This is a genomic window from Cedecea davisae DSM 4568 (genome assembly GCF_000412335.2).
GTDB lineage: Bacteria > Pseudomonadota > Gammaproteobacteria > Enterobacterales > Enterobacteriaceae > Cedecea > Cedecea davisae.
The window spans coordinates 973,695-996,294 of the sequence record NZ_KE161030.1 but is presented as its reverse complement, the minus strand read 5'-3'; the positions used below and the strand labels follow the sequence as shown (position 1 = coordinate 996,294).

The window sequence follows — 22,600 nt, the reverse complement described above, 5'->3', positions numbered from 1 at the left end:
CCTGCCCTGTTGGGTATAATGGTTATTTACGGGCCAAACTACACACTCTCATTCTCTCAGGGGGAACACTTGCAGGGTAAAGCACTTCAGGATTTCATCGTCGATAAAATCGACGACCTCAAAGGCCAGGATATCATCGCTATCGATGTTAAAGGCAAATCAAGCATCACGGATTGCATGGTTATCTGTACCGGAACCTCCAACCGCCACGTGATGTCCATCGCTGAACACGTTGTTCAATCCTCCCGCGAAGTTGGCCTGTCGCCAATGGGCGTGAAGGGCATCAACGCTTCCGACTGGGTTGTTGTCGATCTGGGCGAAATTATCGTTCACGTCATGCAGGAAGAGAGCCGCCAGCTGTACGAACTGGAAAAACTCTGGAGCTAACGGGTGAAGCTGCAACTGGTGGCCGTTGGAACCAAAATGCCTGACTGGGTGCAGACCGGCTTTACCGAGTACCTGCGTCGTTTCCCTAAAGACATGCCGTTTGAGCTGGTTGAAATTCCGGCTGGAAAACGCGGAAAAAATGCCGATATCAAACGTATCCTCGAAAAAGAGGGCGAAATGATGCTGGCCGCCGCGGGCAAAGGTAACCGAATCGTAACGCTGGATATCCCCGGGCAACCGTGGGATACGCCCCAGCTTGCGGCGCAGCTCGAGCGCTGGAAACAGGATGGCCGCGACGTCAGCCTGCTGATTGGCGGGCCGGAGGGCTTAGCGCCAGCCTGCAAAGCCGCCGCCGAGCAAAGCTGGTCGCTTTCCACGCTCACCATGCCCCACCCGCTGGTCAGGGTGCTGGTAGCGGAGAGCCTGTACCGGGCGTGGAGCATTACCACCAATCATCCTTATCATCGTGAGTAAACCTGAGCGGGTAATACCAGGCAGCGAATGAAATTACAGAATTCTTTTCGCGACTACACTGCTGAGTCTGCGCTCTTTGTGCGCCGGGCGCTGGTCGCTTTTATCGGCATTTTGCTGCTTACCGGCGTGCTGATCGCCAATCTGTATAATTTGCAGATAGTCCGCTTCACCGATTACCAGACCCGGTCTAACGAAAACCGCATCAAGCTGGTTCCCATTCCGCCGAGCCGCGGCATTATTTACGACCGCAACGGCACGCCGCTGGCGCTCAACCGCACTATCTACCAAATAGAGATGATGCCGGAAAAGGTCGATAACGTTCAGGAAACCCTCGAGGCGCTGCGCCCGGTAGTCGACCTGACCGACGATGACATCGCCAACTTTAAAAAAGAGCGCGCCCGCTCGCACCGCTTTACCTCTATCGCGGTAAAAACCAACCTGACCGAAGTTCAGGTGGCCCGTTTCGCGGTAAACCAGTACCGCTTCCCCGGCGTAGAAGTGAAGGGCTATAAACGCCGCTACTACCCGTATGGCTCCGCCCTTACACACGTCATCGGCTATGTGTCGAAAATAAACGATAAGGATGTTGAGCGCCTGGACAAAGAAGGCAAGCTTGCCAACTACGCGTCAACTCATGACATCGGCAAGCTGGGCATCGAACGCTACTACGAAGATGTGCTGCACGGCCAGACCGGCTATGAAGAGGTTGAAGTTAACAACCGCGGCCGCGTTATCCGCCAGCTAAAAGAAGTCCCGCCGCAGGCCGGGCATGACATCTACCTGACGCTCGACCTTAAGCTTCAGACCTATATCGAAACGCTGCTCGCGGGGAGCCGTGCCGCGGTTGTCGTTACCGACCCGCGCTCCGGCGGCATTCTGGCGCTGGTTTCAATGCCAAGCTACAACCCGAACCTGTTCGTTGACGGCATCTCAAGCAAGGATTACTCCGGGCTGCTGAGCGACGCGAACACGCCGCTTATCAACCGTGCAACCCAGGGCGTCTATCCTCCGGCCTCCACCGTGAAGCCTTATATGGCGGTTTCGGCGCTGAGCGCGGGCGTAATCACGCGTAACACTTCGCTGTTTGACCCAGGCTGGTGGCAGCTGCCAGGCTCGGAAAAACGCTACCGCGACTGGAAAAAATGGGGCCACGGCCGCCTGAACGTGACCAAGTCGCTTGAAGAGTCCGCCGATACCTTCTTCTACCAGGTCGCTTATGACATGGGTATCGACCGTATCGGCGAGTGGATGAGCAAATTCGGCTACGGCCACCTCACCGGCATCGACCTTTCCGAAGAACGCGCCGGTAACATGCCAACCCGCGAATGGAAGCTGAAACGCTTTAAAAAGCCGTGGTATCAGGGTGACACCATCCCGGTCGGCATCGGCCAGGGCTACTGGACGGCAACGCCAATTCAGATGAGCAAGGCGATGATGATCTTGATTAACGACGGCGTCGTGCGCGTGCCTCACCTGCTGATGAGCACGGTGAAAAACGGCAAACAGGTGCCCTGGCAGCAGCCGGTTGAAGCCCCGGTGGGTGATATCCACTCCGGCTACTGGGAAATTGCTAAAGACGGCATGTACGGCGTTGCCAACCGTCCAAACGGTACGGCCCACAAATACTTTGCCAACGCACCGTACAAAGTGGCGGCGAAATCGGGTACTGCTCAGGTCTTCGGCCTGAAAGCCAACGAAACGTATAACGCGCACAAAATCGCGGAACGCCTGCGCGACCACAAGCTGATGACGGCGTTTGCCCCGTATGATAATCCGCAATACACCGTGACGATGATTCTGGAGAACGGTGGCGCAGGGCCAGCGGTTGGCAGCATCATGCGCCAGATCCTCGACCACGTCATGTTGGGGGATAACAACACGGTTCTGCCTGCAGAAGCGCCGGCCGCCTCGGCCACAGAGGATCAATAGCATGACCGATAATCCAAATAAAAAGACCATTTGGGACAAGGTCCACCTTGACCCAACGTTCCTCGTTACCATTCTGGCACTGCTGGTTTTCAGCGCCCTGGTCGTCTGGAGCGCCAGCGGCCAGGATATGGGCATGATGGAGCGCAAAGTCGGCCAAATCCTGATGGGGCTGGTTATCATGGTGGTGATGGCGCAGATCCCACCTCGCGTCTACGAAGGCTGGGCGCCCTATCTCTATATCTTCTGTATCATCCTGCTGGTGGCGGTGGACGCCTTCGGTGCCATTTCAAAAGGCGCCCAGCGCTGGCTGGACTTGGGTTTTGTTCGTTTCCAGCCCTCGGAAATTGCAAAAATAGCCGTCCCGCTGATGGTTGCGCGTTTTATTAACCGCGACGTTTGCCCGCCGACGCTCAAAAACACCGGCATCGCGCTGGTGCTCATCTTTATGCCTACGCTACTGGTTGCCGCCCAGCCGGACCTCGGAACCTCCATTCTGGTTGCCGCATCCGGCCTGTTCGTGCTGTTCCTCTCGGGGATGAGCTGGCGTTTGATTCTGGTGGCGGTGCTGCTGGTTGCCGCCTTCGTCCCGATTCTGTGGTTCTTCCTTATGCACGACTACCAGCGTGCGCGCGTAATGATGCTGCTTGACCCGGAAAGCGATCCTCTGGGTGCGGGCTATCATATTATTCAGTCTAAAATTGCCATCGGCTCCGGCGGCCTGCGCGGTAAAGGCTGGCTGCACGGCACCCAGTCCCAGCTGGAGTTTCTGCCCGAACGTCATACCGACTTTATCTTCGCGGTGCTGGCGGAAGAGCTGGGATTAGTCGGCATTCTGGTGCTGCTCGCACTCTACCTGCTGCTGATTATGCGCGGCCTGTTTATTGCCGCCCGGGCGCAAACTACCTTCGGGCGAGTGATGGCGGGCGGGCTGATGCTTATCTTATTCGTCTATGTATTTGTCAATATTGGCATGGTTAGTGGTATCTTGCCGGTGGTAGGCGTGCCGTTGCCGCTGGTCAGCTACGGGGGATCGGCCCTGATAGTGCTGATGGCCGGGTTCGGTATCGTGATGTCGATACACACACATAGAAAAATGTTATCAAAAAGCGTGTAACTGGATGAGGTGCGCAATGGGTAAGCAAAAACGGTGGGCTGGCGTCTGCATCGCTGCGGCGTTGTTGGCAGCATGTTCGTCAAATGATGATAACCAGCAGCCGGTTAATCAGCCGCCTCAGCCGGTGGTATGCAACGGGCCGATAGTGGAAATCAGCGGCGCTGAACCGCGCTACGAGCCTCTGAATCCTTCGGTAAACCAGGATTACCAGAACAACGGCAAGAGCTACAAGATTGTCCAGAACCCGGCAAACTTCAGCCAGTCCGGCTTTGCGGCGATTTATGATGCCGAGCCGGGCAGCAATCTGACAGCCTCCGGTGAAGCGTTTGATGCAAACGCGCTGACTGCCGCGCACCCTACTCTGCCTATCCCAAGCTATGCGCGAGTGACCAACCTCGCGAATGGCCGCATGATTGTGGTACGCATTAATGACCGCGGCCCTTACGGCAACGATCGAGTGATTTCTCTTTCCCGCGCGGCGGCAGACCGACTGAATACTTCGAACAATACCAAGGTTCGCATCGACCCGATTATCGTCGCTCAGGACGGCACGATGTCTGGCCCAGGCACGGCCTGTACCACCATTGCCAAGCAAACCTATGCCTTACCGGCTCGCCCGGATTTAGGCGGCGGCATGGGCAGCGCCTCTTCACCGGCTCAGCCGGAAGCCCCGCAGGGTGATGTCCGTGCTATCAGCAATGCTACGCTGCAAAGCTCAGACAGTACCGGCGCGCCGGTTCAGAGCAGCGGTTTCCTGGGGGCGCCAACGCCTCTGGCGGCTGGGGTAATTGAAACACCTGACGCCCCTGCGGCCGTCCCTGCTGCATCTACATCCGTACCTGCCGCTGCGGCGGCAACCGTAGCCGCACCGGCCGCAACAGCAGCGGTTCAACAGCCAGCCGCCGTTCAGCCTCCGGCTCCAGCCGTTGCAGCCCCGGTTACGGCTCCGGGCTCAGTCCAGGGCCACGTCGCCCAGCGCAGCACCACTTCGGCAGCAGCGCCGGCCAACGGCCGCTATGTTGTGCAGGTTGGCGCGGTAAGCGACGGCGCAAGAGCAAGCCAGTGGCAGCAAAAGCTGAGCCAGCAGTTTGGCGTACCGGGCGCGGTTTCCCACAACGGAGCCGTTTATCGCGTACAGCTCGGGCCGTTCAGCAGCCGCGGCGAGGCTACGGCCCTGCAACAGCGCCTGATGTCCGAGGCGCAGCAGCAATCATTCGTTACCAACGCCCCGTCTATGTAAAGCTGTGACTGGCATGTTTCCTGCTCGTAAATTTGCGTAAAGACCATTAACAAACTCACGCGCAAAGTCAGATGCCAGTCAAAAATGCTTTTGCTATAGTAAGGCACTTTTTTTAATTCCATCACGGACGTCGTAGTTCCATCATGAATACAGCTCTTTCTGCACGTTTTGTTAAGCGCCTGGCGCTCACCACGGCTTTCGCCTTCGCGGCCATGGCCTCTGCTCAAGCTGACGACCTCAATATTAAAACCATGATCCCAGGCGTCCCGCAGATTGATGCAGAAGCGTATATCCTGATTGACTACAACTCAGGCAAAGTTCTGGCCGAGTCCAACGCCGATGCGCGTCGTGACCCAGCCAGCCTCACCAAGATGATGACCAGCTACGTTATCGGCCAGGCGATGAAAGCCGGCAAGTTCGATGACAACGCGATGGTTACCATCGGCAAAGATGCCTGGGCGACCGGTAACCCGGTATTTAAAGGCTCCTCGCTGATGTTCCTTCAGCCGGGCATGCAGGTGCCGGTTAACAAACTGATCCGCGGTATTAACCTGCAATCAGGCAACGATGCCTGCGTGGCAATGGCAGACTTCGTGGCCGGTAGCCAGGACGCCTTCGTCAGCCTGATGAACAGCTATGTTTCCGCCCTGGGTCTGAAAAACACCCACTTCCAGACCGTACACGGCCTGGATGCAGAAGGTCAGTTCAGCTCCGCACGCGATATGGCGCTGATTGGCCAGGCGCTGATCCGCGACGTGCCGAACGAATACTCTATCTACAAAGAGAAAGAATTCACCTTCAACAATATCCGCCAGACCAACCGTAACGGCCTGCTGTGGGATACCAGCCTCAACGTTGACGGCATCAAAACCGGCCATACCGATGCGGCAGGCTATAACCTGGTTGCTTCGGCGACCGAAGGCCAGATGCGCCTGATTTCGGCGGTTCTCGGCGGCCATACCTACAAAGGCCGTGAAACCGAAAGTAAAAAACTGCTGACCTGGGGCTTCCGCTTCTTTGAAACCGTTTCTCCGCTGAAAGCCGGGAAAGAGTTCGCCTCCGAGCCGGCCTGGTTTGGTGATAACGATCGCGCCTCTCTCGGCGTTGATAAAGACGTTTACCTGACCATTCCACGCGGACGCATGAAAGATCTGAAGGCCAGCTATGTGCTGACCACCCCTGAACTGCACGCTCCGCTGCAGAAAAACCAGGTTGTGGGCACCATTAACTTCCAGCTGGACGGCAAAACCATCGAGCAGCGTCCGCTGGTCGTGCTGCAGGAAATGCCGGAAGGGAATTTCTTTAGCCGAATCATCGACTACATCAAACTGATGTTTCACCACTGGTTCGGTTAATTATTGAACACTTGAAAGTGTCAATCTTGACCCCATATACTGAGTATCAAAGCAACTCCCGCCCGTCGGCGGGAGTTATCATTTTTATTGCCGTAACGCTGGAGCTACCATGAAAACCAAACTGAACGAACTGCTCGAATTCCCAACCTCTTTTACTTATAAAGTAATGGGCCTGGCGAAACCGGAGCTGGTTGATCTGGTCGTTGAGGTGGTGCAGCGCCACGCGCCGGGTGACTACACGCCTCAGGTTAAACCAAGCAGCAAGGGTAACTACCACTCCGTGTCGATTACCATTAATGCGACCCATATCGAGCAGGTAGAAACGCTGTACGAAGAGTTAGGCAACATCGAAATCGTTCGTATGGTGCTGTAAGGCGATGACCCGGCTAAGGCCGGGTTTTTGTTGTGATATACTTCCTCCCACCTTTTGCCTTCCGGAGACGCTGTTTTGTCTCAAGATACAATCCTGATCCGCAACCTTGGCCTGCAGCCTTACGAACCCGTATCGCAGGCAATGCATGACTTTACCGACACCCGCGACGACGCCACCGCCGACGAAATCTGGCTGGTAGAGCACCCTCAGGTATTTACCCAGGGTCAGGCGGGGAAAGCCGAGCATGTGCTTATGCCGGGAGACATCCCGGTGGTACAAAGCGATCGGGGAGGCCAGGTGACGTTTCACGGCCCTGGTCAGCAGGTAATGTACCTGCTGCTTAATTTAAAGCGCCGCAAGCTTGGCGTGCGCGAGCTGGTGACCGTACTGGAGCAGACCGTGGTGAATACGCTGGCGGAGCTAGGTATTGAGGCTTACCCGCGAGCGGACGCTCCGGGCGTTTACGTTGACGGGCGGAAAATCTGCTCGCTGGGGCTGCGCATCCGCAGAGGCTGCTCCTTCCACGGCCTGGCGCTGAACATCGATATGGATCTCACTCCTTTCCTACGCATCAACCCTTGCGGCTATGCGGGACTGGAAATGACCCAGGTGAGCCACTTTGTTAACGGCATCTCCGTAGCCGACGTTCAGCCACGCCTGGTAGCCCATTTTATGGCGCTGCTTGATAATCCCCCTCACGAATACGCTGCCGCGGATTAAACGGCGGTAACATTGCCGCCGTCCGCGGGTAATAATCACAAGTTAGATAATTCATTGGCGTCATTATTTAAATAATGACGCCACAAATCACGCTAATTAGTGCATCAAAACGCTTTATTTTTTCGCATTCGTGCTTGCCCCGGCAAAATAGCCGTATTAATTCACCCAATACTCCTATTTTTATCTATAAATATAATATTCTTTATTTTTTACCGGAGACCGGGCATGGGGCAAAACCCACTAGCTGAAAAAAAAATCATGGATCGCGATAGTGAAAATAACTATCCCGTATTCAAAGCATTACGCAACATAGATTTAAATTTGCTGACGATTTTTGAAGCCGTATACATCCATAAAGGGATAGTGAATGCCGCTAAGGTACTGAACCTGACGCCTTCTGCTATTAGCCAATCCATCCAAAAATTACGATATATTTTCCCTGACCCGTTATTCATTCGTAAAGGCCAGGGCGTCACGCCGACCGCGTATGCGGCGCATCTTCACGAATATATCAGCCAGGGGCTGGAATCGATTCTGGGCGCGCTGGACTTTAATAGCAGCAACGATCAGCAGCGCACCATAACGCTAGCGACTCAGCCCTCTATCGGGGCGCTGGTTATTCCGAAGGTCTATTCGGCCATCCGCAAGGTCAACCCTAACCTGCTTATACGCAACGTGCCTATCAACGACGGTGAATCGCAGCTTAGCCAGTTTCAAACCGACCTGATTATCGATACCGGCCGCCACTACGCACGAACGATCACCAGCATTCCGCTCTACCAGGAAAACATTGCTGTCGTCTGCCGCGAAGGTCACCCCTGTCTTGAAAAGCGGCTGACACTCGAAGATATGCAGAATATGGAACACACCTTTCTCATCATGCAGGATGACCTGCTGCGCGACCTGCGCCAGCAAATCAGTGAACGCCTGCCCAACCGCCAGATTGCCTTTAGTAGTTACAACTATGTGACGTTATCGTCGCTGCTCGGCAGCAGCGACCTGCTGGGCTTTATGCCGTGGCGGCTGTATGAAATGTTTAAAGATACCTGGAATCTGCGCGCCGTTGACTGCGACCTGTTTTCCGATAAAACCATGGAAACCAGTATGCATTTCAACAAGCTAAGCATACGTGACACGGTATTGCAGGATATAATCAAAGCGATTCGCAACGAATTCGCCGCTTAAAAAAAGTGGTTTTCACCTCTTGCAGGGCGTTCAGGAGGTGAACGACACGGCCATTAACCTTGCATTTAGCACAAAACAACAACCCATTTACAATTCTTTCTCCATTTCATGTTGGGGTATACTGATTCTCCCTGGCCGTGATGATATACTCCCGGCCATTAATTCAAAAATAGTTGATAGATCCCAACTTAGCTTGAATTCGATTAGCCTGACTTTATTATCCGCAACTGGAATACGCACCCTATGAGCAAACCCATTGTGATGGAACGCGGCGTTAAATACCGCGACGCCGATAAAATGGCTCTGATCCCGGTTAAAAACGTGGTCACAGAGCGCCAGGAGCTGTTAAGAAAGCCGGAATGGATGAAAATCAAACTTCCGTCTGACTCAACCCGCATCCAGGGCATTAAAGCGGCGATGCGCAAAAATGGTCTGCATTCCGTTTGCGAAGAAGCCTCCTGCCCGAACCTCGCCGAATGCTTTAACCACGGCACCGCGACCTTTATGATCCTGGGCGCAATTTGCACCCGCCGCTGCCCGTTCTGCGACGTGGCCCACGGCCGCCCGGTAGCACCGGATGCCAACGAACCGGCCAAGCTGGCGCAAACCATCGCCGATATGGCGCTGCGCTATGTGGTTATTACCTCGGTTGACCGCGACGATCTGCGCGACGGCGGTGCTCAGCACTTTGCCGACTGCATCAGCGCTATCCGCGAGAAAAATCCAACCATCAAGATTGAAACCCTGGTGCCGGACTTCCGTGGCCGTATGGATCGCGCGCTGGAAATCCTTACCGCGACCCCGCCGGACGTATTCAACCACAACCTGGAAAACGTGCCGCGCGTGTACCGCAATGTGCGCCCGGGTGCGGACTATAACTGGTCGCTGAAGCTGCTGGAGCGTTTCAAAGAAGCCCATCCACATATCCCGACTAAGTCTGGTTTAATGGTTGGCCTCGGTGAAACCAATGCGGAAATCATCGAAGTGATGCGCGACCTGCGCAGCCACGGCGTGACGATGCTGACCCTGGGTCAATACCTGCAGCCTAGCCGTCACCACCTGCCCGTGCAGCGCTATGTCAGCCCGGATGAGTTCGAAGAGATGAAAGCGGAAGCGCTGGCGATGGGCTTCACCCACGCGGCCTGTGGCCCGTTTGTGCGCTCTTCTTACCACGCTGACCTGCAGGCTAAAGGGATGGAAGTGAAATAATCTGGTTACAGATTGTTACCTTTACGCTGTCCAAAATAAAAAACCGGCCTTATCAGCCGGTTTTTTTATTCTGCAAAGGTCAGCAATCAGTCTTTATGAATGATGCGGTCTGCAGGTGCCTGAGCTTCGGTATCGGACTTCTTGCCGTTGTCATCTTCAGCCATTGCTTTCTTAAAGCCTTTGATGGCGGAACCGAGATCGCCGCCCAGCGTGCGCAGCTTCTTAGTACCAAACAGCAATACGATCAGCGCGCCGACAACCAGCAGCTTAGTAATACTAATCTCTCCCATACCTACCTTCTTCTGTGATATGTGCCGTGACAACGGCGAATAAAAAAAACCTGATTTCATTAACGGTCATTTGTCCGCGCGACACAATAGCAATCTGTAACAAGGTGAATCAAGAGCTGATTAAAAAAACGTCATAACATTTGAGGTATCGCAAACCGTCGGTTATTAAGCACCGGCAGCATTTGCCGTACCGCCGCCACTCTGTCCGCCCTGAGTTCGGCGAAAATAAGCTCGGGCGATTCTGCCGCAGCCGCAATTGTGACGCCCAGCGGGTCAACAACCCGGCTCTGGCCGATATTTTTACTACCGCATTCGCCGCTCGCCACAAGATAGCAGGTGGTATCCAGCGCCCTGGCGGCCAACAGCGTCGCCCAGTGAGCTTCTTTGTGCGGGCCTTTTAGCCATGCGGCAGGCAGAACGATAACCTCGGCACCCGCCAGCGCCAGGCTCAGGGCCATGTCGGGGAAACGCAGATCATAGCAGGTCATCAGGCCAACTTTCATTCCGGCAACCTCAAGCAGAGGAGCCAGCTCATTTCCTGCGTCCACCAGCCGGGATTCCTGAACGCTGAAGGCGTCGTACAAATGCACTTTCTGATATTGAGCCACGATTTCGCCGCCCCGAAGCGCCAACAGAGTATTTGCCGCCCGTCCCTGCCGTGTCGGGATATGCAGCGTCAGCACCGTCGTCATTCCATTTTTACGACTTTCCTCGCGTAACTGTTCCACGTAGCGGCCATCGACAGGCTGGGCCGATTTGACAGACATATCCGGGTCGTTATCGTCCCGGGCGAGCACCGCCTCCGGCAATACCAGAAGGTCCGTTCCTGCCAGCCCGGCCTCGGCCATGAGCCCGACGCAGGTGGCTGCATTCTTCTGCCATTCAGGCCCCACCGCAAACTGCCCCACGGCAACCTTCATACCTGCTCCTCAACTAAATGATTAATTACAGTATATCGCGTGTAAATCTACATGTTCGAACGCTACACTTTGCCCATCAACGTATTTAGCAAGGATTAACCGTGATTCAGATGCTGTTCGCCGTGTTTATCGGCGGCGGGATCGGCAGCGTAACGCGCTGGTTCCTGAGTTTAAAATATAACCCGATTCATATGGGCATTCCCATCGGCACGCTGATAGCCAACCTGACCGGCGCTTTTATTATCGGCCTGGGACTGGCGCTATTTAGCCGCTTTAGTAACGTCGATCCCGTGTGGAAACTGCTTATCACCACCGGCTTTTGCGGTGGCCTGACAACCTTCTCTACCTTTTCGGCTGAAGTGGTGCTGCTGTTACAGGACGGGCGCTTTGCGTGGGCCGGAATGAACGTGCTGCTGAACCTTGTCGGCTCATTTGTTATGACCGCACTCGCATTTTGGCTGGTTTCTTTGTTTGTCACCCGGTAATCACCGCCGGGTTAATGTTAGCTTAATTTTTCTCTGCCACTATCCCGCAATGATCTTTGGGGAGATGGCAATGAAAGAGCAAGTCACCGGCTGGTTGAGCGTTCTGGTTAGCGTAGTGATTGTTGGATTGTTTCTGAAAGCTTACCTGTTCGCCTGATAGACAGAAAAAACCGCCAGACAAAATGCCCTACAGCAGGGTCACTTCAAATCTGGCGGTTTTTGCAGCCTGGTTTCAGGCAAAAAAAAACCCGCCTTGGCGGGTTTTTATATTCTACTGGTAATGACTTAGATAGGCATTACGTTTGCAGCAGAAGGGCCTTTGGCACCGTTAGTGATTTCAAACTCAACGCGCTGGCCTTCAGCCAGGGTTTTGAAACCATTGCTCTGGATTGCAGAGAAGTGTACGAACACGTCTTTGCTGCCATCTTCCGGAGTAATGAAGCCGAAGCCTTTGGATTCATTAAACCACTTAACGTTACCTTTAATCTTAGACATCAAAATTACCTTTACATGAAAAAACGACACAAATGCTGTGTCGGGCATCAGTACAACAATTGTGGTGGCTTTTGTCCAGTCCAGAATTGAGAAAAAGTGATAAAAGTCGCGAAGTTTTTAACACCTGAAAGATTAACCCTTGTTTTTAAAGGGGTATAAAAAACCCCTTTTTCAGGACTACCGGACAAGACAAAATCAGAACTGGAACCGCAGCCAGGCGAAGTAAACGTTGCCGTTGTTGTAAGTCCCTGGAATATAGGTCATCTGGAAGGTTGCCGGGCCGTATCCTATGGAAGCCAGCGGCAGCACCAGTGGAACAGGAATGTACTTCCAGTTGTCGCGAGCGGTAACCCCCACGGTATACCCCAGCCCGAGGTGGAAGTTATCATCGCTCAGCGGTCGCCAGGTTTTCTCCCAGCCGTAGCCGCCAATCGGCTCCCATTTGTTAAAGGAATCTTTAAACGCCATCAGGTAGATGCCGTTCCAGTTCCCCTCCTCATCCCAGCGTGACTGGCCAAAACCGGCCCCCCACGGACGCTCGTTATAGCGATCGGTCTTATCTTTGTCATAGGCAAAGCGGGCATGCCAGGTGATTGCAGGAACGTAAAGATCATAATGCTCAGGCTCGTTCCAGGTCTTTGAAACATTGCTGGAAAAAGTATTCCACGCGTTAGTGAAAAACCCGCCTTCTGCGGCAAATGCAGCGGGTGTACTCAGCGCCAGCGCGCAAAACAAAATCAGATTCGAGAAAAATTTATTCGCGTAAGTCACGTCTTTCTTACCATATTAAAATTCGACAGCTACCTTACTGAATTATATCTCAATGAAAGCTAAATCAGCACCAGACTTAGCTTGAAAGTTGTACTCATTTAATGTCAAGTCACAAAGGTCTTAAATACTCATAAGATATCAATGAATAGCCATGCAAATCGGGTCGCATAAAATAGGCGACCCGTGAGAGAAAAGAGTTATTTACGCCGGTGGGTCAGCATATATACCGCCGGAATAACCAACATGGAAAGCAGCGGTGCGGTGACCATGCCGCCAATCATCGGCGCAGCAATACGCCTCATGACCTCTGATCCTGCGCCATTGCCCCACATAATGGGCAACAGACCGGCCATTATGGTGGCAACCGTCATCACCTTAGGCCTGACGCGCAGCACCGCCCCCTCGTGGATAGCCCGCCGCAGCAGGCCGTCACTCTGCCCGCCCTCGGTTTTCAGGTGTTTATCCAGCGCCTGATTTAAATACAGCACCATTATCACACCAAATTCTGCCGCTACGCCTGCCAGAGCAATAAAACCAACAGCCCCGGCAACCGAAAGGTTATATCCCAGCAGATACAACAGCCACACACCGCCAATTAATGAGAACGGCAAAGTCCCCATAATTAATAGTGCATCTTTCACCCGGGAGAAAGTTACATACAGCAATACAAATATGATTAACAACGTAAACGGCAGCACGATTTTTAATTTTGCCGTCGCCCGTTCGAGATATTCAAATTGCCCCGACCACGAGAGCGACACGCCTTCAGGAAGTTTCACCTGCTCGGCAACCACGCGCTGCATATCTTCTACCGCTGACTTTAAATCCCGCCCGCGCAGATCAACATAAATCCAGTTAGAAAGACGGGCATTCTCGCTTTTCAGCATCGGCGGCCCCTCGGTGATAGCGATATTAGCCAGCTCGGAAAGTGCAATCTGGCTGCCGTTAGCGGTAATCACCGGCAGGTCGCGAAGTTTTTGCAGGTTATCGCGCAGTTCACGCGGGTAGCGCACGTTAATCGGATAGCGTTCACGCCCCTCGATAGTTTCCCCGATGTTTTCACCGCCGATAACCGTGGCCACCAGCGATTGCAGCTCCTTCACGGAAACGCCATAGCGAGCGGCTTTACGGCGATCGATGTCAATATCAACATAGCGCCCTCCCCCTAAGCGTTCTGCCAGCGCCGAAGTGACGCCCGGCACCTGCTTCACCACCCGCTCAATCTGCTCCGCCACCGACTCAATGGCCGCAATGTTATTGCCGTTCACCTTAATGCCCACCGGGCTTTTAATGCCGGTCGCCAGCATATCCAGGCGATTACGGATTGGCGGCACCCAAACGTTGGCTATGCCCGGAACCTTAACCACGTTATCCAGCTCGCTCACCAGCTTGTCCATCGTCATACCCGGTCGCCACTGGTCGCGAGGCTTAAAGCGAATGGTCGTTTCAATCATCGTCAGCGGTGCAGGGTCGGTTGCGGTTTCGGCCCTCCCTGCCTTACCAAACACCGTTTCCACTTCCGGCACGGTTTTGATCAGGCGGTCGGTCTGCTGCAACAGCCGCCCGGCTTCACGCGCCGAAATTCCCGGCAGGGTCGAAGGCATATAAAGCAGGTCCCCCTCATCCAGCGGCGGCATAAATTCGCTGCCCAACTGGCTAAGCGGCCAGAGCGTGGCCACCAGCAGCAGTCCCGCAACCGCCAGCGTGGTTTTAGGCTTATCGAGAACCTTTTCCAGCATCGGCTCATACGCCGCAATCAGCCAACGGTTAATCGGGTTAGCCTTTTCATCGGGAATTTTGCCGCGAATAAACCAGCCCATCAGCACCGGCACAAGGGTAATTCCTAGTCCGGCTGCAACCGCCATTGAATAGGTTTTGGTGAAGGCCAGCGGCGAGAACATGCGCCCTTCCTGCGCCTCAAGCGAGAAGACCGGAATAAACGACAGCGTAATGATAAGCAGGCTACAAAACAGCGCTGGCCCGACTTCAACCGCCGCCTGCTGGGAAATTTGCCAGTAATCGGCACTGCGTGGCTGCTCGCCGGGGTGGTCGTGCCTCCACTGCTCAAGCACCTTATGCATGTTTTCTATCATGACTATAGCGGCGTCCACCATCGCGCCAATCGCAATCGCAATACCGCCAAGCGACATGATGTTGGCGTTCACTCCCTGGTAATGCATCACGATAAATGCCCCAAGAATACCGAGCGGCAGGGTAATTATCGCTACCAGCGCGGAGCGGAAGTGGAATAAGAACAGAGAGCAGATAATAGCCACCACGATGAACTCTTCCAGCAGCTTGTGGGAGAGCGTATCAATAGCGTTTTCAATCAGATGTGAACGGTCATAGACCGGAACAATTTCCACACCGGCAGGCAGGCTTTTTTGCAGTTGAGCAAGCTTCTGCTTCACCGCATTAATGGTTTCGAGGGCATTTTTCCCATAACGCATCACAATGATGCCGCCTGCAACCTCACCTTCACCATTGAATTCCGCCACGCCGCGGCGAATCTCCGGCCCCAGCCTGACAGAAGCAACGTCAGAAAGCAGCACCGGCACGCCTTCCCGACTGGTAATCACCACCTGTTTAAAATCATCCAGATTTTTGAGATACCCCGCCGTACGAACCATATACTCGGCCTCGCCCATCTCAATAACCGAGCCGCCCCCTTCCTGGTTGGCGTTTTTCACCGCGCCGATAACCTGTTCATGGGTGATGTTAAGCGCCTTCATCCGTTCAGGATCGAGCACTATCTGGTACTGACGCACCATACCGCCCACGCTTGCTACTTCCGAAACGTCAGGCACGGTTTTTAGCTCAAACTTCAGCGTCCAGTCCTGCAACGCCCGCAGGTCAGCAAGGCTGTGTTTCCCGCTGCGATCTATCAGCGCATATTCATACACCCAGCCCACGCCGGTTGCGTCCGGCCCCAGCGCAGCTTTGGCCTCAGGCGGCAGCTGGGACTGAACCTGACTCAGGTATTCAAGCACCCGGGAACGCGCCCAGTATGGATCGGTGCCGTCATCAAACAGGATATAAACGTAGGAGTCGCCGAACATCGAAAAGCCGCGCACCGTTTTTGCGCCCGGAACGGAAAGCATTGTCGTGGTCAGCGGATAAGTCACCTGATCTTCAACAATCTGCGGCGCTTTTCCAGGGTAGCTTACGCGCACGATCACCTGCACGTCGGAAAGATCGGGCAAGGCATCGAGCGGCGCACGCTGAAGCGACCATAGTCCCCAGGCCGCCATGATAATGGCCGCCAGCACCACCAGCAGCCGGTTTTTTAGCGACCAGCGAATAACGGCAGCAATCATTTGCTCGCCCCCGCCATCGGCATCAGGTGGGTAATTACCGCGCCTTCTTCGTCGTCCGTGCTAAAGCTGAACATCACCGCATCCCCCGGCTTCAGGTTGGTCGGCGACTTAAGCGCAAACGGCATTGTCATCGCCCCCCATTTAAGCGCGGGGATCGGCTGATGGGAGATGGTAATAGAATCGGCGCTAACGGCTTTCACCACGCCTTCGCCATCGTAGGTTTTAACCGTCGCCTTAGCCTGTGTTTGTGCCCCGCTCTCAGGTAAAGCGCTGCGCAGGCTGGCTTCAGAATCGATGAGGAACTGGCCTGAAGTCACCACCTTTTCGCCCCCGGTCAGCCCGGAACGGATCTCCACCCAGCCTTTATCGACTATTCCCGGCACCACGTTTACCGGGCGGAAATGGCCGCCGTCTTCGGCTACCAGCACGCGGCTTTCATTGCCGGTTTCAATCAGCGACTCCTCCGGTACCGCCAGCACTGCCGAGCGCGGCTGCTGGTTAGCAAGCCTGACGCTCAGGTACATTCCCGGTTTGAGTTTCATCTGCGGGTTGTCGAGCACGATACGCGCCTTCAGGGTGCGGGTCGTGGTTTCCAGATTCGGCAGCAGCTCGCTAACCCGGCCATGGAAAGCTTCCCCCGGCCAGCTGTCGGCGCTGGCAACAATTTCGCTCCCGGGCTGCAACGCCTGAGCCTGAGACTGAGGATAATCCACTACAATCCATACCGATTGCAGGCTGGCGACCTCAAACAGCGGCGCATTCGCGCTAACCTGCTGGCCTTCACGTGCTTCGAGCTTGTTCACATATCCGGCAAGCTTCGCGCGCACGGTCACCCGCGTTTGCGGTTTGCCGCTGCGCTCAACCTGGCTAATCACCTCCGTCGGCATAAATTGCAGCTGTAGCCGCTCTCTTGCCGCCGCCGTCAGCGCGCTGTCTCCCAACTTGCGCACAGCCAGATACTCCTGCTGGGCCGCCGTCCACTCAGGGAACCACAGCCGGGCCAAAGGCTCTCCGACCTTCACGTACTGCTGCGGGGCTTTCACATACAGCGTCTCAACAATGCCATTCGCGCTGGCGGGAATAATTTGCACGCTGCGCTCGTCCAGCGTCACGGTGGCAAAAGCGGCAAAAGGAACACTCAAAGCCCGGCGCTCAACGGCTGCGGTTTTAACCCCCAGATTTTGCTGCTGGCGGCTGCTTACCGTTACGCCGCCGTCGTTCGTGACCTCATCCGCATAGCGGGCCACCAGCTCCATATCCATAAACGGTGATTTACCCGGTTTATCAAAGCGCTGCCCCGGCACCATTGGGTCATACCAGTAGAGCACTTTACGCCCGTTCTCCTGCCCTGCCTGTGGCTCTGGCTGAGCATGACCGTTTTGCTGCTTCCCGGCGTAATATCCTGCTGCCAGAGCGGCGACAACCGCGACGGCCAGCAGGGAAAAGTTAAGTGATTTTTTCATTAGTTAACGTCCTGAGGCGTGAGGTAGCGGATGGCGGCCCAGTTGGTGGCAACGGCTTTTTCAGCGCTGCTGGCGGTCAGCTCGGTGTCCAGAAGCTCGCGGCGAGCGGCCAGTAATTCCGCAAGCGTTGACTTCCCGGCGCTATATTGTGACTCCAGCAGTGACAGGCGCTGGCGCTGAAGCGGTAACGCCTGTTCCTGCTGGCGCTGCCAGACGCTTTGCGCCGCCTGATAATTCGCCACCAGCGTACGCACAAGGGCGACATGCTCCCGGCGAGCCAGCGCCAGTTGATCGTTCGCCTCCATCGAGCGGGAAACATCGGCGGAATAGTCTTTGTCCTGGCGCTGAGATTTAAACAGCGGCAGGTCGACGGTAAACATCACCCCTGCCATATCGTCAAAGCCCTCGGCGCGGCGGGCGTAATAAACTTCCACTCCGACATCGGGTTTGGACGCAACCTCCGATTGTGCGGACTTCGCGCGGGCAACATCGGCCTCTCTTGCCGCTTCAATCACCTCTGGATGCTGCACCACGCCTTCTTCAAGCACCTGCGGGTCGGCGGGTAAACGCTGGAAGCGGGGCAGAGAACCGGCAACGCTATCAACCTGCTGGCCGGTCAGTTGCAGAAGACGAGTTTTTGCCAGCGTCACGTCGCGTTCGGCAAGCGTAACCTTGTCCTGCATGGTCAGCAGCGTCATGCGGATATCCACCACGCCGGAAGCGGGCGAGCTGCCGCTGGCTACAGTGGCCTTTTGCACGCCAACCTGCCGCTCGGTTTCACTCACCAGCTTGCGGGCGGCAATGAGCACTTTTTCGGACAGAGCCAGTTCAAGCCAGGCCTGCGCGGTATCGCGTTGAAGGTTGGCGCGGATAGTCTCAGCTTTAGCCTTGCTGCTTGCCGACTGGGCAAGAATCGTATCGGCCTTGCGGTCGCGTTTTTCCTCGCTAACGTAATCCTGCATGATGCCGATACGCTGCATCGTCATGCCTTCGCGGGTAAAGCGATGACTGTTGCTGCCCTGCACCGGCAGGTTCTCAATACCAAACTTCAGTTTCGGGTCGGGGAGCTGGCGAGCGGAGTCCGCCATCGCGTTCAGGGCATCGCTCTGGTTCCGGTTTGCGGACAGGGCCGCGGAGTAGTGTTCGGCTGCCAGCAGAGTCTGTTGCAGGCTGAACTCCGCCGCCGGGGCGGCGGAGACAGACGCAGCAAACAGCACCCCGCCGAGCCAAAGGCTCAGGGTGTGTCGTTTCATGGCAACCTCGGTTAGTTAAGCGGGGTTGCGGAAACCAGCTGATACCCTTGTTCGTGCTGCGCGAAGGTGAACGAAATCTTCTCCCCAACGCTTAACGCAGGCACGGAACCGTCCTTCGGCAAAGAAAAGGTCATAGTCATTGCTGGCCAGCCGAGCCCGGCGACCGGGTGATGAGCAATAGAAACGGTGTCGGCGGTAAGTTTTTTCACCACGCCTTCGGTGTGGTAAACCGTCGCGGCAGGGGCAGCTTTCGCAGGCATCGACATGCCCTGCATATCGGGCATACCAGCCATATCGTGAGAGGACTCTGCGGAAAACGCAGGGAAAGAGGCACCGGAAAGCAGCGCAATAGCTGCGGCAAAACGAAGTGCTTTTAACATGATTAATCTCCAGAAACACGGTCAAAAAGGTGAAGGGCAAAAACCCAAAACAATGACGGTGCTGGAGTTATTCTCTGAAACGGCAAAAACGGATCGTTGCCGGAGGGCCTGTCGCGGGAGGGACAACGTGGAAGACGGACTCAATAACCTGGCTACACTGCGGTTCAACCAGCGCAAGAGAATCAACAACCGGCAGAGCCACCAGCGAACTGTGGCCGTTATCTTTCTGCATTACATCTGGAACGCAATGCTTCTCGCACAGCGGGTTGCTGATTTTCAACTGCATGGCCTGGTCGGCCATCTTCATTGAGCTGCTATGCGGGGCCGCCATAGGGCCTGCGGTCATATCGACCGGGCAATCGTAAGACGCCACCGCCACCTGACTGTTGACAAAAAGCCAGCCAAACGCCAACAGCAGCATCAAAAGATGCTTCCTGAAAAAGCGCCAGCGGCTTGTCGACCAGAAGGAGGTGTGCAGCATAAAAACCCCGCAATAAAAGTGACCCGCAGTATAGGCGGCTGCGGGCGCTATTTTAAAGATTTTTTTAAATGCTTTACGAATGCCTCTGAAATTAACAATTGCGCAAAATATCACTCATAAAACAGCAACCTTATGCTGCTTTAATCAGCTAAACTCGCTCGTCTTTTATTCCCGTTTTCAATAAGCAGTTTGAATAACTGCAATCCCTACTGCAAAAGCCACAGCGGAATTTGATCCGTTACGCGGAATATTGATGCTCATCAGAAACTACAATCCTGTTATCAGGCAAATTCGTAGCCCTTTGCAGTATCCTGCAAAGTCACTTTAATTATTCAGGCAGACGGACTTAACAGCCGCAAGCGTAAGGTGCTGCTGTGCGCCTTAACGCACTGGGGGAAATAATGCTTACAATTCTGGAACTTATTATTGGGGTAGTGGTGATTGTGGGCGTTGCCCGCTACATCATAAAAGGCTACTCGGCTACCGGCGTGCTGTTCGTTGGCGGGCTATTGCTGCTGATCGTCAGCGCCTTAATGGGCCACAAAGTCCTGCCTGCCAGTGCAGAAAGCACCGGCTATACCGCCACGGATATTTTTGAATACGTCAAAATCCTGCTGATGAGCCGCGGCGGCGATCTCGGGATGATGATCATGATGTTGTGCGGCTTTGCGGCTTACATGACGCATATCGGCGCTAACGACGTGGTGGTAAAACTGGCATCTAAGCCGCTGAAGTTCATCAACTCCCCTTATCTGTTGATGATTGCCGCCTACTTCGTCGCCTGCCTGATGTCGCTGGCCGTTTCGTCGGCTACCGGCCTCGGCGTACTGTTGATGGCCACGCTATTCCCGGTGATGGTCAACGTCGGTATCAGCCGTGGCGCCGCAGCCGCTATCTGTGCTTCCCCGGCGGCAATCATTCTCGCCCCGACCTCCGGTGACGTGGTGCTGGCGGCTCAGGCTTCAGAAATGTCGCTGGTGGATTTTGCCTTTAAAACCACGATTCCTATCTCCATCGCGGCCATTATCAGCATGGCGATTGCGCACTTTTTCTGGCAGCGCTACCTCGATAAAAAAGAGCACATCAACCACGAAATGCTCGACGTGAGTGAAATCCAGACCACCGCGCCATCTTTCTATGCCCTGCTGCCTTTTACCCCAATCATCGGGGTACTTATCTTCGACGGGAAATGGGGCCCGCAGCTGCATATCATTACCATTCTGGTGATTTGCATTCTGATTGCTGCTCTGATTGAGTTTTTCCGCAGCTTCAACACCCAGCACGTCTTCTCCGGGATGGAAGTTTGCTACCGCGGAATGGCGGACGCCTTTGCCAACGTGGTGATGCTGCTGGTGGCCGCTGGCGTCTTTGCTCAGGGCCTAAGCACTATCGGCTTTATCCAGAGCCTTATCTCGATTGCCACTTCGTTCGGCTCAGCCAGTATTATCCTGATGCTGGTGCTGGTGATATTGACGATGCTGGCCGCCATGACCACCGGCTCCGGTAATGCGCCGTTCTATGCCTTCGTGGAGATGATCCCTAAGCTGGCGCACTCTTCAGGCATTAATCCGGCATACCTGACTATCCCGATGCTGCAAGCCTCCAACCTGGGCCGCACGATTTCACCGGTCTCCGGCGTGGTCGTTGCCGTGGCAGGGATGGCCAAAATCTCACCATTCGAAGTGGTGAAACGAACCTCTGTCCCGGTTGCCGTTGGCTTAATCGTGGTGATAGTTGCCACCGAGATCCTGGTACCGGCTGCGGCCCTGGTTCACTAACCGCTCTGTTCACGACGCTAAAGCGCCTGCATCGGGCGCTTTTTTTATGCTTATAATAATCGCGCCTCCCGGACTAATAAGAGAAAAGATATGAACGCCATTGCCTGTAAGACATTGCTGCTGTGCGCCCCGCTTCTGGCCAGCCAGTTGGCACAGGCCGATCCGCTGCAACCCGCCCGTTACGGCGATTTTGACCGCTACGTGCTGGCTTTATCCTGGCAGACCGGCTTCTGCCAGAGCATGCACGACCGCAACCGCAACATCCCCGAAGAGTGCGCCACCCAGCAGGAGCAGGCCGACAAACGCGCCTTCCTGACGGTGCATGGCCTGTGGGCCGGGCTACCAAAATCCGTTGCCGCGCGCGGCGTGGATGAGAAACGCTGGATGCGCTACGGCTGCGCAACCCGCCCGATCCCCAACATGGCGGAGGCCAGAGCCTCAAATAAATGCGCCGCTCCGGACACCGGCCTTTCGGTTGAGATGGCTTCGAAGCTCTCCGGCGTGATGCCGGGTGCGGGCGGCAACTCCTGCCTGGAACGTTACGAGTTCGCCAAACACGGCGTCTGCTTCGGCTTCAACCCGGACGACTACTTCGGCACCATGGTGCGCCTCAACGGCGAAGTCAAACAGAGCGCCTTCGGCGAATTTTTGGCTCAAAACTACGGCAAAGTTGTGACGCGTAAAGACTTTAATAAAGCCCTGAAGCAAAGCTGGGGTGGCGACGCGGTCAGCGCGGTAAAACTCACCTGCAACGGTAACCCCGCTTATCTGACGGAAATGCAGATATCCCTGCTGGCAGACAAAATTAACCAGCCGCTGCAAAGCGCCTCGTTTGCACCGCAGAAACATCCCGGCAACTGCGGGAAAAGCTTCCGTCTGGACGCCGTGGGTTACTAAAACCCATAAATACTGAAGTCATTTTTTAATCGCATCACTGTTTGTTCCGGGTTTCACGGAGTAGCCTTCAGGTATCGAATACGG

22 protein-coding genes are annotated in these 22,600 nt (G+C 55.0%); 13 read left to right on the top strand and 9 right to left on the bottom strand.

Annotated features, from left to right (window positions below; translation table 11 throughout):
• Positions 1-69: 69 nt before the first annotated feature.
• From rsfS to lipA, 10 genes are all read left to right on the top strand, one after another.
• Positions 70-387: a ribosome silencing factor gene (gene rsfS / locus HMPREF0201_RS04715; RefSeq protein WP_038474720.1), complete on the top strand. Its 318-nt coding sequence runs from the start codon at positions 70-72 to the stop codon at positions 385-387.
• Between the two features lie 3 nt (positions 388-390).
• The gene (rlmH, locus tag HMPREF0201_RS04710) at positions 391-861 is read left to right on the top strand and encodes a 23S rRNA (pseudouridine(1915)-N(3))-methyltransferase RlmH (RefSeq protein WP_016535351.1); all 471 of its coding nucleotides are present in this window, start codon (positions 391-393) and stop codon (positions 859-861) included.
• Between the two features lie 27 nt (positions 862-888).
• Positions 889-2,790, top strand: coding sequence for a peptidoglycan DD-transpeptidase MrdA (mrdA, locus tag HMPREF0201_RS04705; protein ID WP_016535350.1), 1,902 nt, complete (start codon positions 889-891; stop codon positions 2,788-2,790).
• A 1-nt stretch (position 2,791) separates the two neighbouring features.
• The gene (gene mrdB / locus HMPREF0201_RS04700; RefSeq protein ID WP_016535349.1) at positions 2,792-3,904 is read left to right on the top strand and encodes a peptidoglycan glycosyltransferase MrdB; all 1,113 of its coding nucleotides are present in this window, start codon (positions 2,792-2,794) and stop codon (positions 3,902-3,904) included.
• A gap of 16 nt (positions 3,905-3,920) precedes the next feature.
• Positions 3,921-5,144: an endolytic peptidoglycan transglycosylase RlpA gene (rlpA, locus tag HMPREF0201_RS04695; protein ID WP_016535348.1), complete on the top strand. Its 1,224-nt coding sequence runs from the start codon at positions 3,921-3,923 to the stop codon at positions 5,142-5,144.
• 143 nt (positions 5,145-5,287) lie between these two features.
• Positions 5,288-6,499, top strand: a complete 1,212-nt coding sequence (gene dacA / locus HMPREF0201_RS04690) for a D-alanyl-D-alanine carboxypeptidase DacA (RefSeq protein ID WP_016535347.1) — start codon at positions 5,288-5,290, stop codon at positions 6,497-6,499.
• A gap of 109 nt (positions 6,500-6,608) precedes the next feature.
• Positions 6,609-6,872 (top strand): DUF493 family protein YbeD, encoded by a 264-nt coding sequence (gene ybeD, locus HMPREF0201_RS04685; RefSeq protein WP_008456041.1) that lies wholly within the window; start codon positions 6,609-6,611, stop codon positions 6,870-6,872.
• Between the two features lie 75 nt (positions 6,873-6,947).
• Positions 6,948-7,592, top strand: coding sequence for a lipoyl(octanoyl) transferase LipB (gene lipB / locus HMPREF0201_RS04680; protein ID WP_039897993.1), 645 nt, complete (start codon positions 6,948-6,950; stop codon positions 7,590-7,592).
• 225 nt (positions 7,593-7,817) lie between these two features.
• The gene (locus tag HMPREF0201_RS04675; RefSeq protein ID WP_016535345.1) at positions 7,818-8,777 is read left to right on the top strand and encodes a YbeF family transcriptional regulator; all 960 of its coding nucleotides are present in this window, start codon (positions 7,818-7,820) and stop codon (positions 8,775-8,777) included.
• 243 nt (positions 8,778-9,020) lie between these two features.
• The gene (gene lipA, locus HMPREF0201_RS04670; RefSeq protein WP_016535343.1) at positions 9,021-9,986 is read left to right on the top strand and encodes a lipoyl synthase; all 966 of its coding nucleotides are present in this window, start codon (positions 9,021-9,023) and stop codon (positions 9,984-9,986) included.
• Positions 9,987-10,072: 86 nt separating this feature from the next.
• On the opposite strand, the gene tatE is transcribed toward lipA, so the two are convergent.
• Both tatE and HMPREF0201_RS04660 read right to left on the bottom strand, forming a co-directional pair.
• A complete protein-coding gene (gene tatE / locus HMPREF0201_RS04665) occupies positions 10,073-10,276 on the bottom strand; it encodes a twin-arginine translocase subunit TatE (protein ID WP_039897992.1) in 204 nt (67 codons plus the stop codon).
• Between the two features lie 131 nt (positions 10,277-10,407).
• The gene (locus HMPREF0201_RS04660) at positions 10,408-11,196 is read right to left on the bottom strand and encodes a deaminated glutathione amidase (protein WP_016535341.1); all 789 of its coding nucleotides are present in this window, start codon (positions 11,194-11,196) and stop codon (positions 10,408-10,410) included.
• Between the two features lie 101 nt (positions 11,197-11,297).
• Between HMPREF0201_RS04660 and crcB the strand changes: the two genes are divergently transcribed.
• Positions 11,298-11,681, top strand: coding sequence for a fluoride efflux transporter CrcB (gene crcB / locus HMPREF0201_RS04655; protein ID WP_039897991.1), 384 nt, complete (start codon positions 11,298-11,300; stop codon positions 11,679-11,681).
• 285 nt (positions 11,682-11,966) lie between these two features.
• On the opposite strand, the gene cspE is transcribed toward crcB, so the two are convergent.
• From cspE to HMPREF0201_RS04620, 7 genes are all read right to left on the bottom strand, one after another.
• Positions 11,967-12,176 carry a transcription antiterminator/RNA stability regulator CspE gene (gene cspE, locus HMPREF0201_RS04650; RefSeq protein WP_004100146.1) on the bottom strand — a complete coding sequence of 70 codons (210 nt, stop codon included), beginning with the start codon at positions 12,174-12,176 and terminating at the stop codon, positions 11,967-11,969.
• Between the two features lie 195 nt (positions 12,177-12,371).
• Positions 12,372-12,947: a lipid IV(A) palmitoyltransferase PagP gene (gene pagP, locus HMPREF0201_RS04645; RefSeq protein ID WP_016535337.1), complete on the bottom strand. Its 576-nt coding sequence runs from the start codon at positions 12,945-12,947 to the stop codon at positions 12,372-12,374.
• Positions 12,948-13,144: 197 nt separating this feature from the next.
• Positions 13,145-16,264: an efflux RND transporter permease subunit gene (locus HMPREF0201_RS04640; protein WP_016535336.1), complete on the bottom strand. Its 3,120-nt coding sequence runs from the start codon at positions 16,262-16,264 to the stop codon at positions 13,145-13,147.
• A complete protein-coding gene (locus HMPREF0201_RS04635; protein WP_016535335.1) occupies positions 16,261-17,727 on the bottom strand; it encodes an efflux RND transporter periplasmic adaptor subunit in 1,467 nt (488 codons plus the stop codon). Before HMPREF0201_RS04635 ends, HMPREF0201_RS04640 begins: the two co-directional genes overlap by 4 nt.
• Positions 17,727-18,980: a TolC family protein gene (locus HMPREF0201_RS04630; RefSeq protein ID WP_016535334.1), complete on the bottom strand. Its 1,254-nt coding sequence runs from the start codon at positions 18,978-18,980 to the stop codon at positions 17,727-17,729. The genes HMPREF0201_RS04635 and HMPREF0201_RS04630 overlap by 1 nt, the downstream gene beginning before the upstream one ends.
• An 11-nt stretch (positions 18,981-18,991) precedes the next feature.
• On the bottom strand, positions 18,992-19,360 hold the full coding sequence (locus tag HMPREF0201_RS04625; protein ID WP_016535333.1) for a copper-binding protein: 369 nt from the start codon (positions 19,358-19,360) through the stop codon (positions 18,992-18,994).
• 67 nt (positions 19,361-19,427) lie between these two features.
• Positions 19,428-19,841, bottom strand: a complete 414-nt coding sequence (locus tag HMPREF0201_RS04620) for a DUF2946 domain-containing protein (protein WP_316245178.1) — start codon at positions 19,839-19,841, stop codon at positions 19,428-19,430.
• Between the two features lie 401 nt (positions 19,842-20,242).
• Between HMPREF0201_RS04620 and dcuC the strand changes: the two genes are divergently transcribed.
• Both dcuC and rna read left to right on the top strand, forming a co-directional pair.
• Positions 20,243-21,619 carry an anaerobic C4-dicarboxylate transporter DcuC gene (gene dcuC, locus HMPREF0201_RS04615; protein ID WP_016535331.1) on the top strand — a complete coding sequence of 459 codons (1,377 nt, stop codon included), beginning with the start codon at positions 20,243-20,245 and terminating at the stop codon, positions 21,617-21,619.
• A 90-nt stretch (positions 21,620-21,709) separates the two neighbouring features.
• Entirely contained in the window at positions 21,710-22,516 is an 807-nt protein-coding gene (rna, locus tag HMPREF0201_RS04610; protein WP_016535330.1) for a ribonuclease I, read from the top strand.
• Positions 22,517-22,600 lie beyond the last annotated feature (84 nt).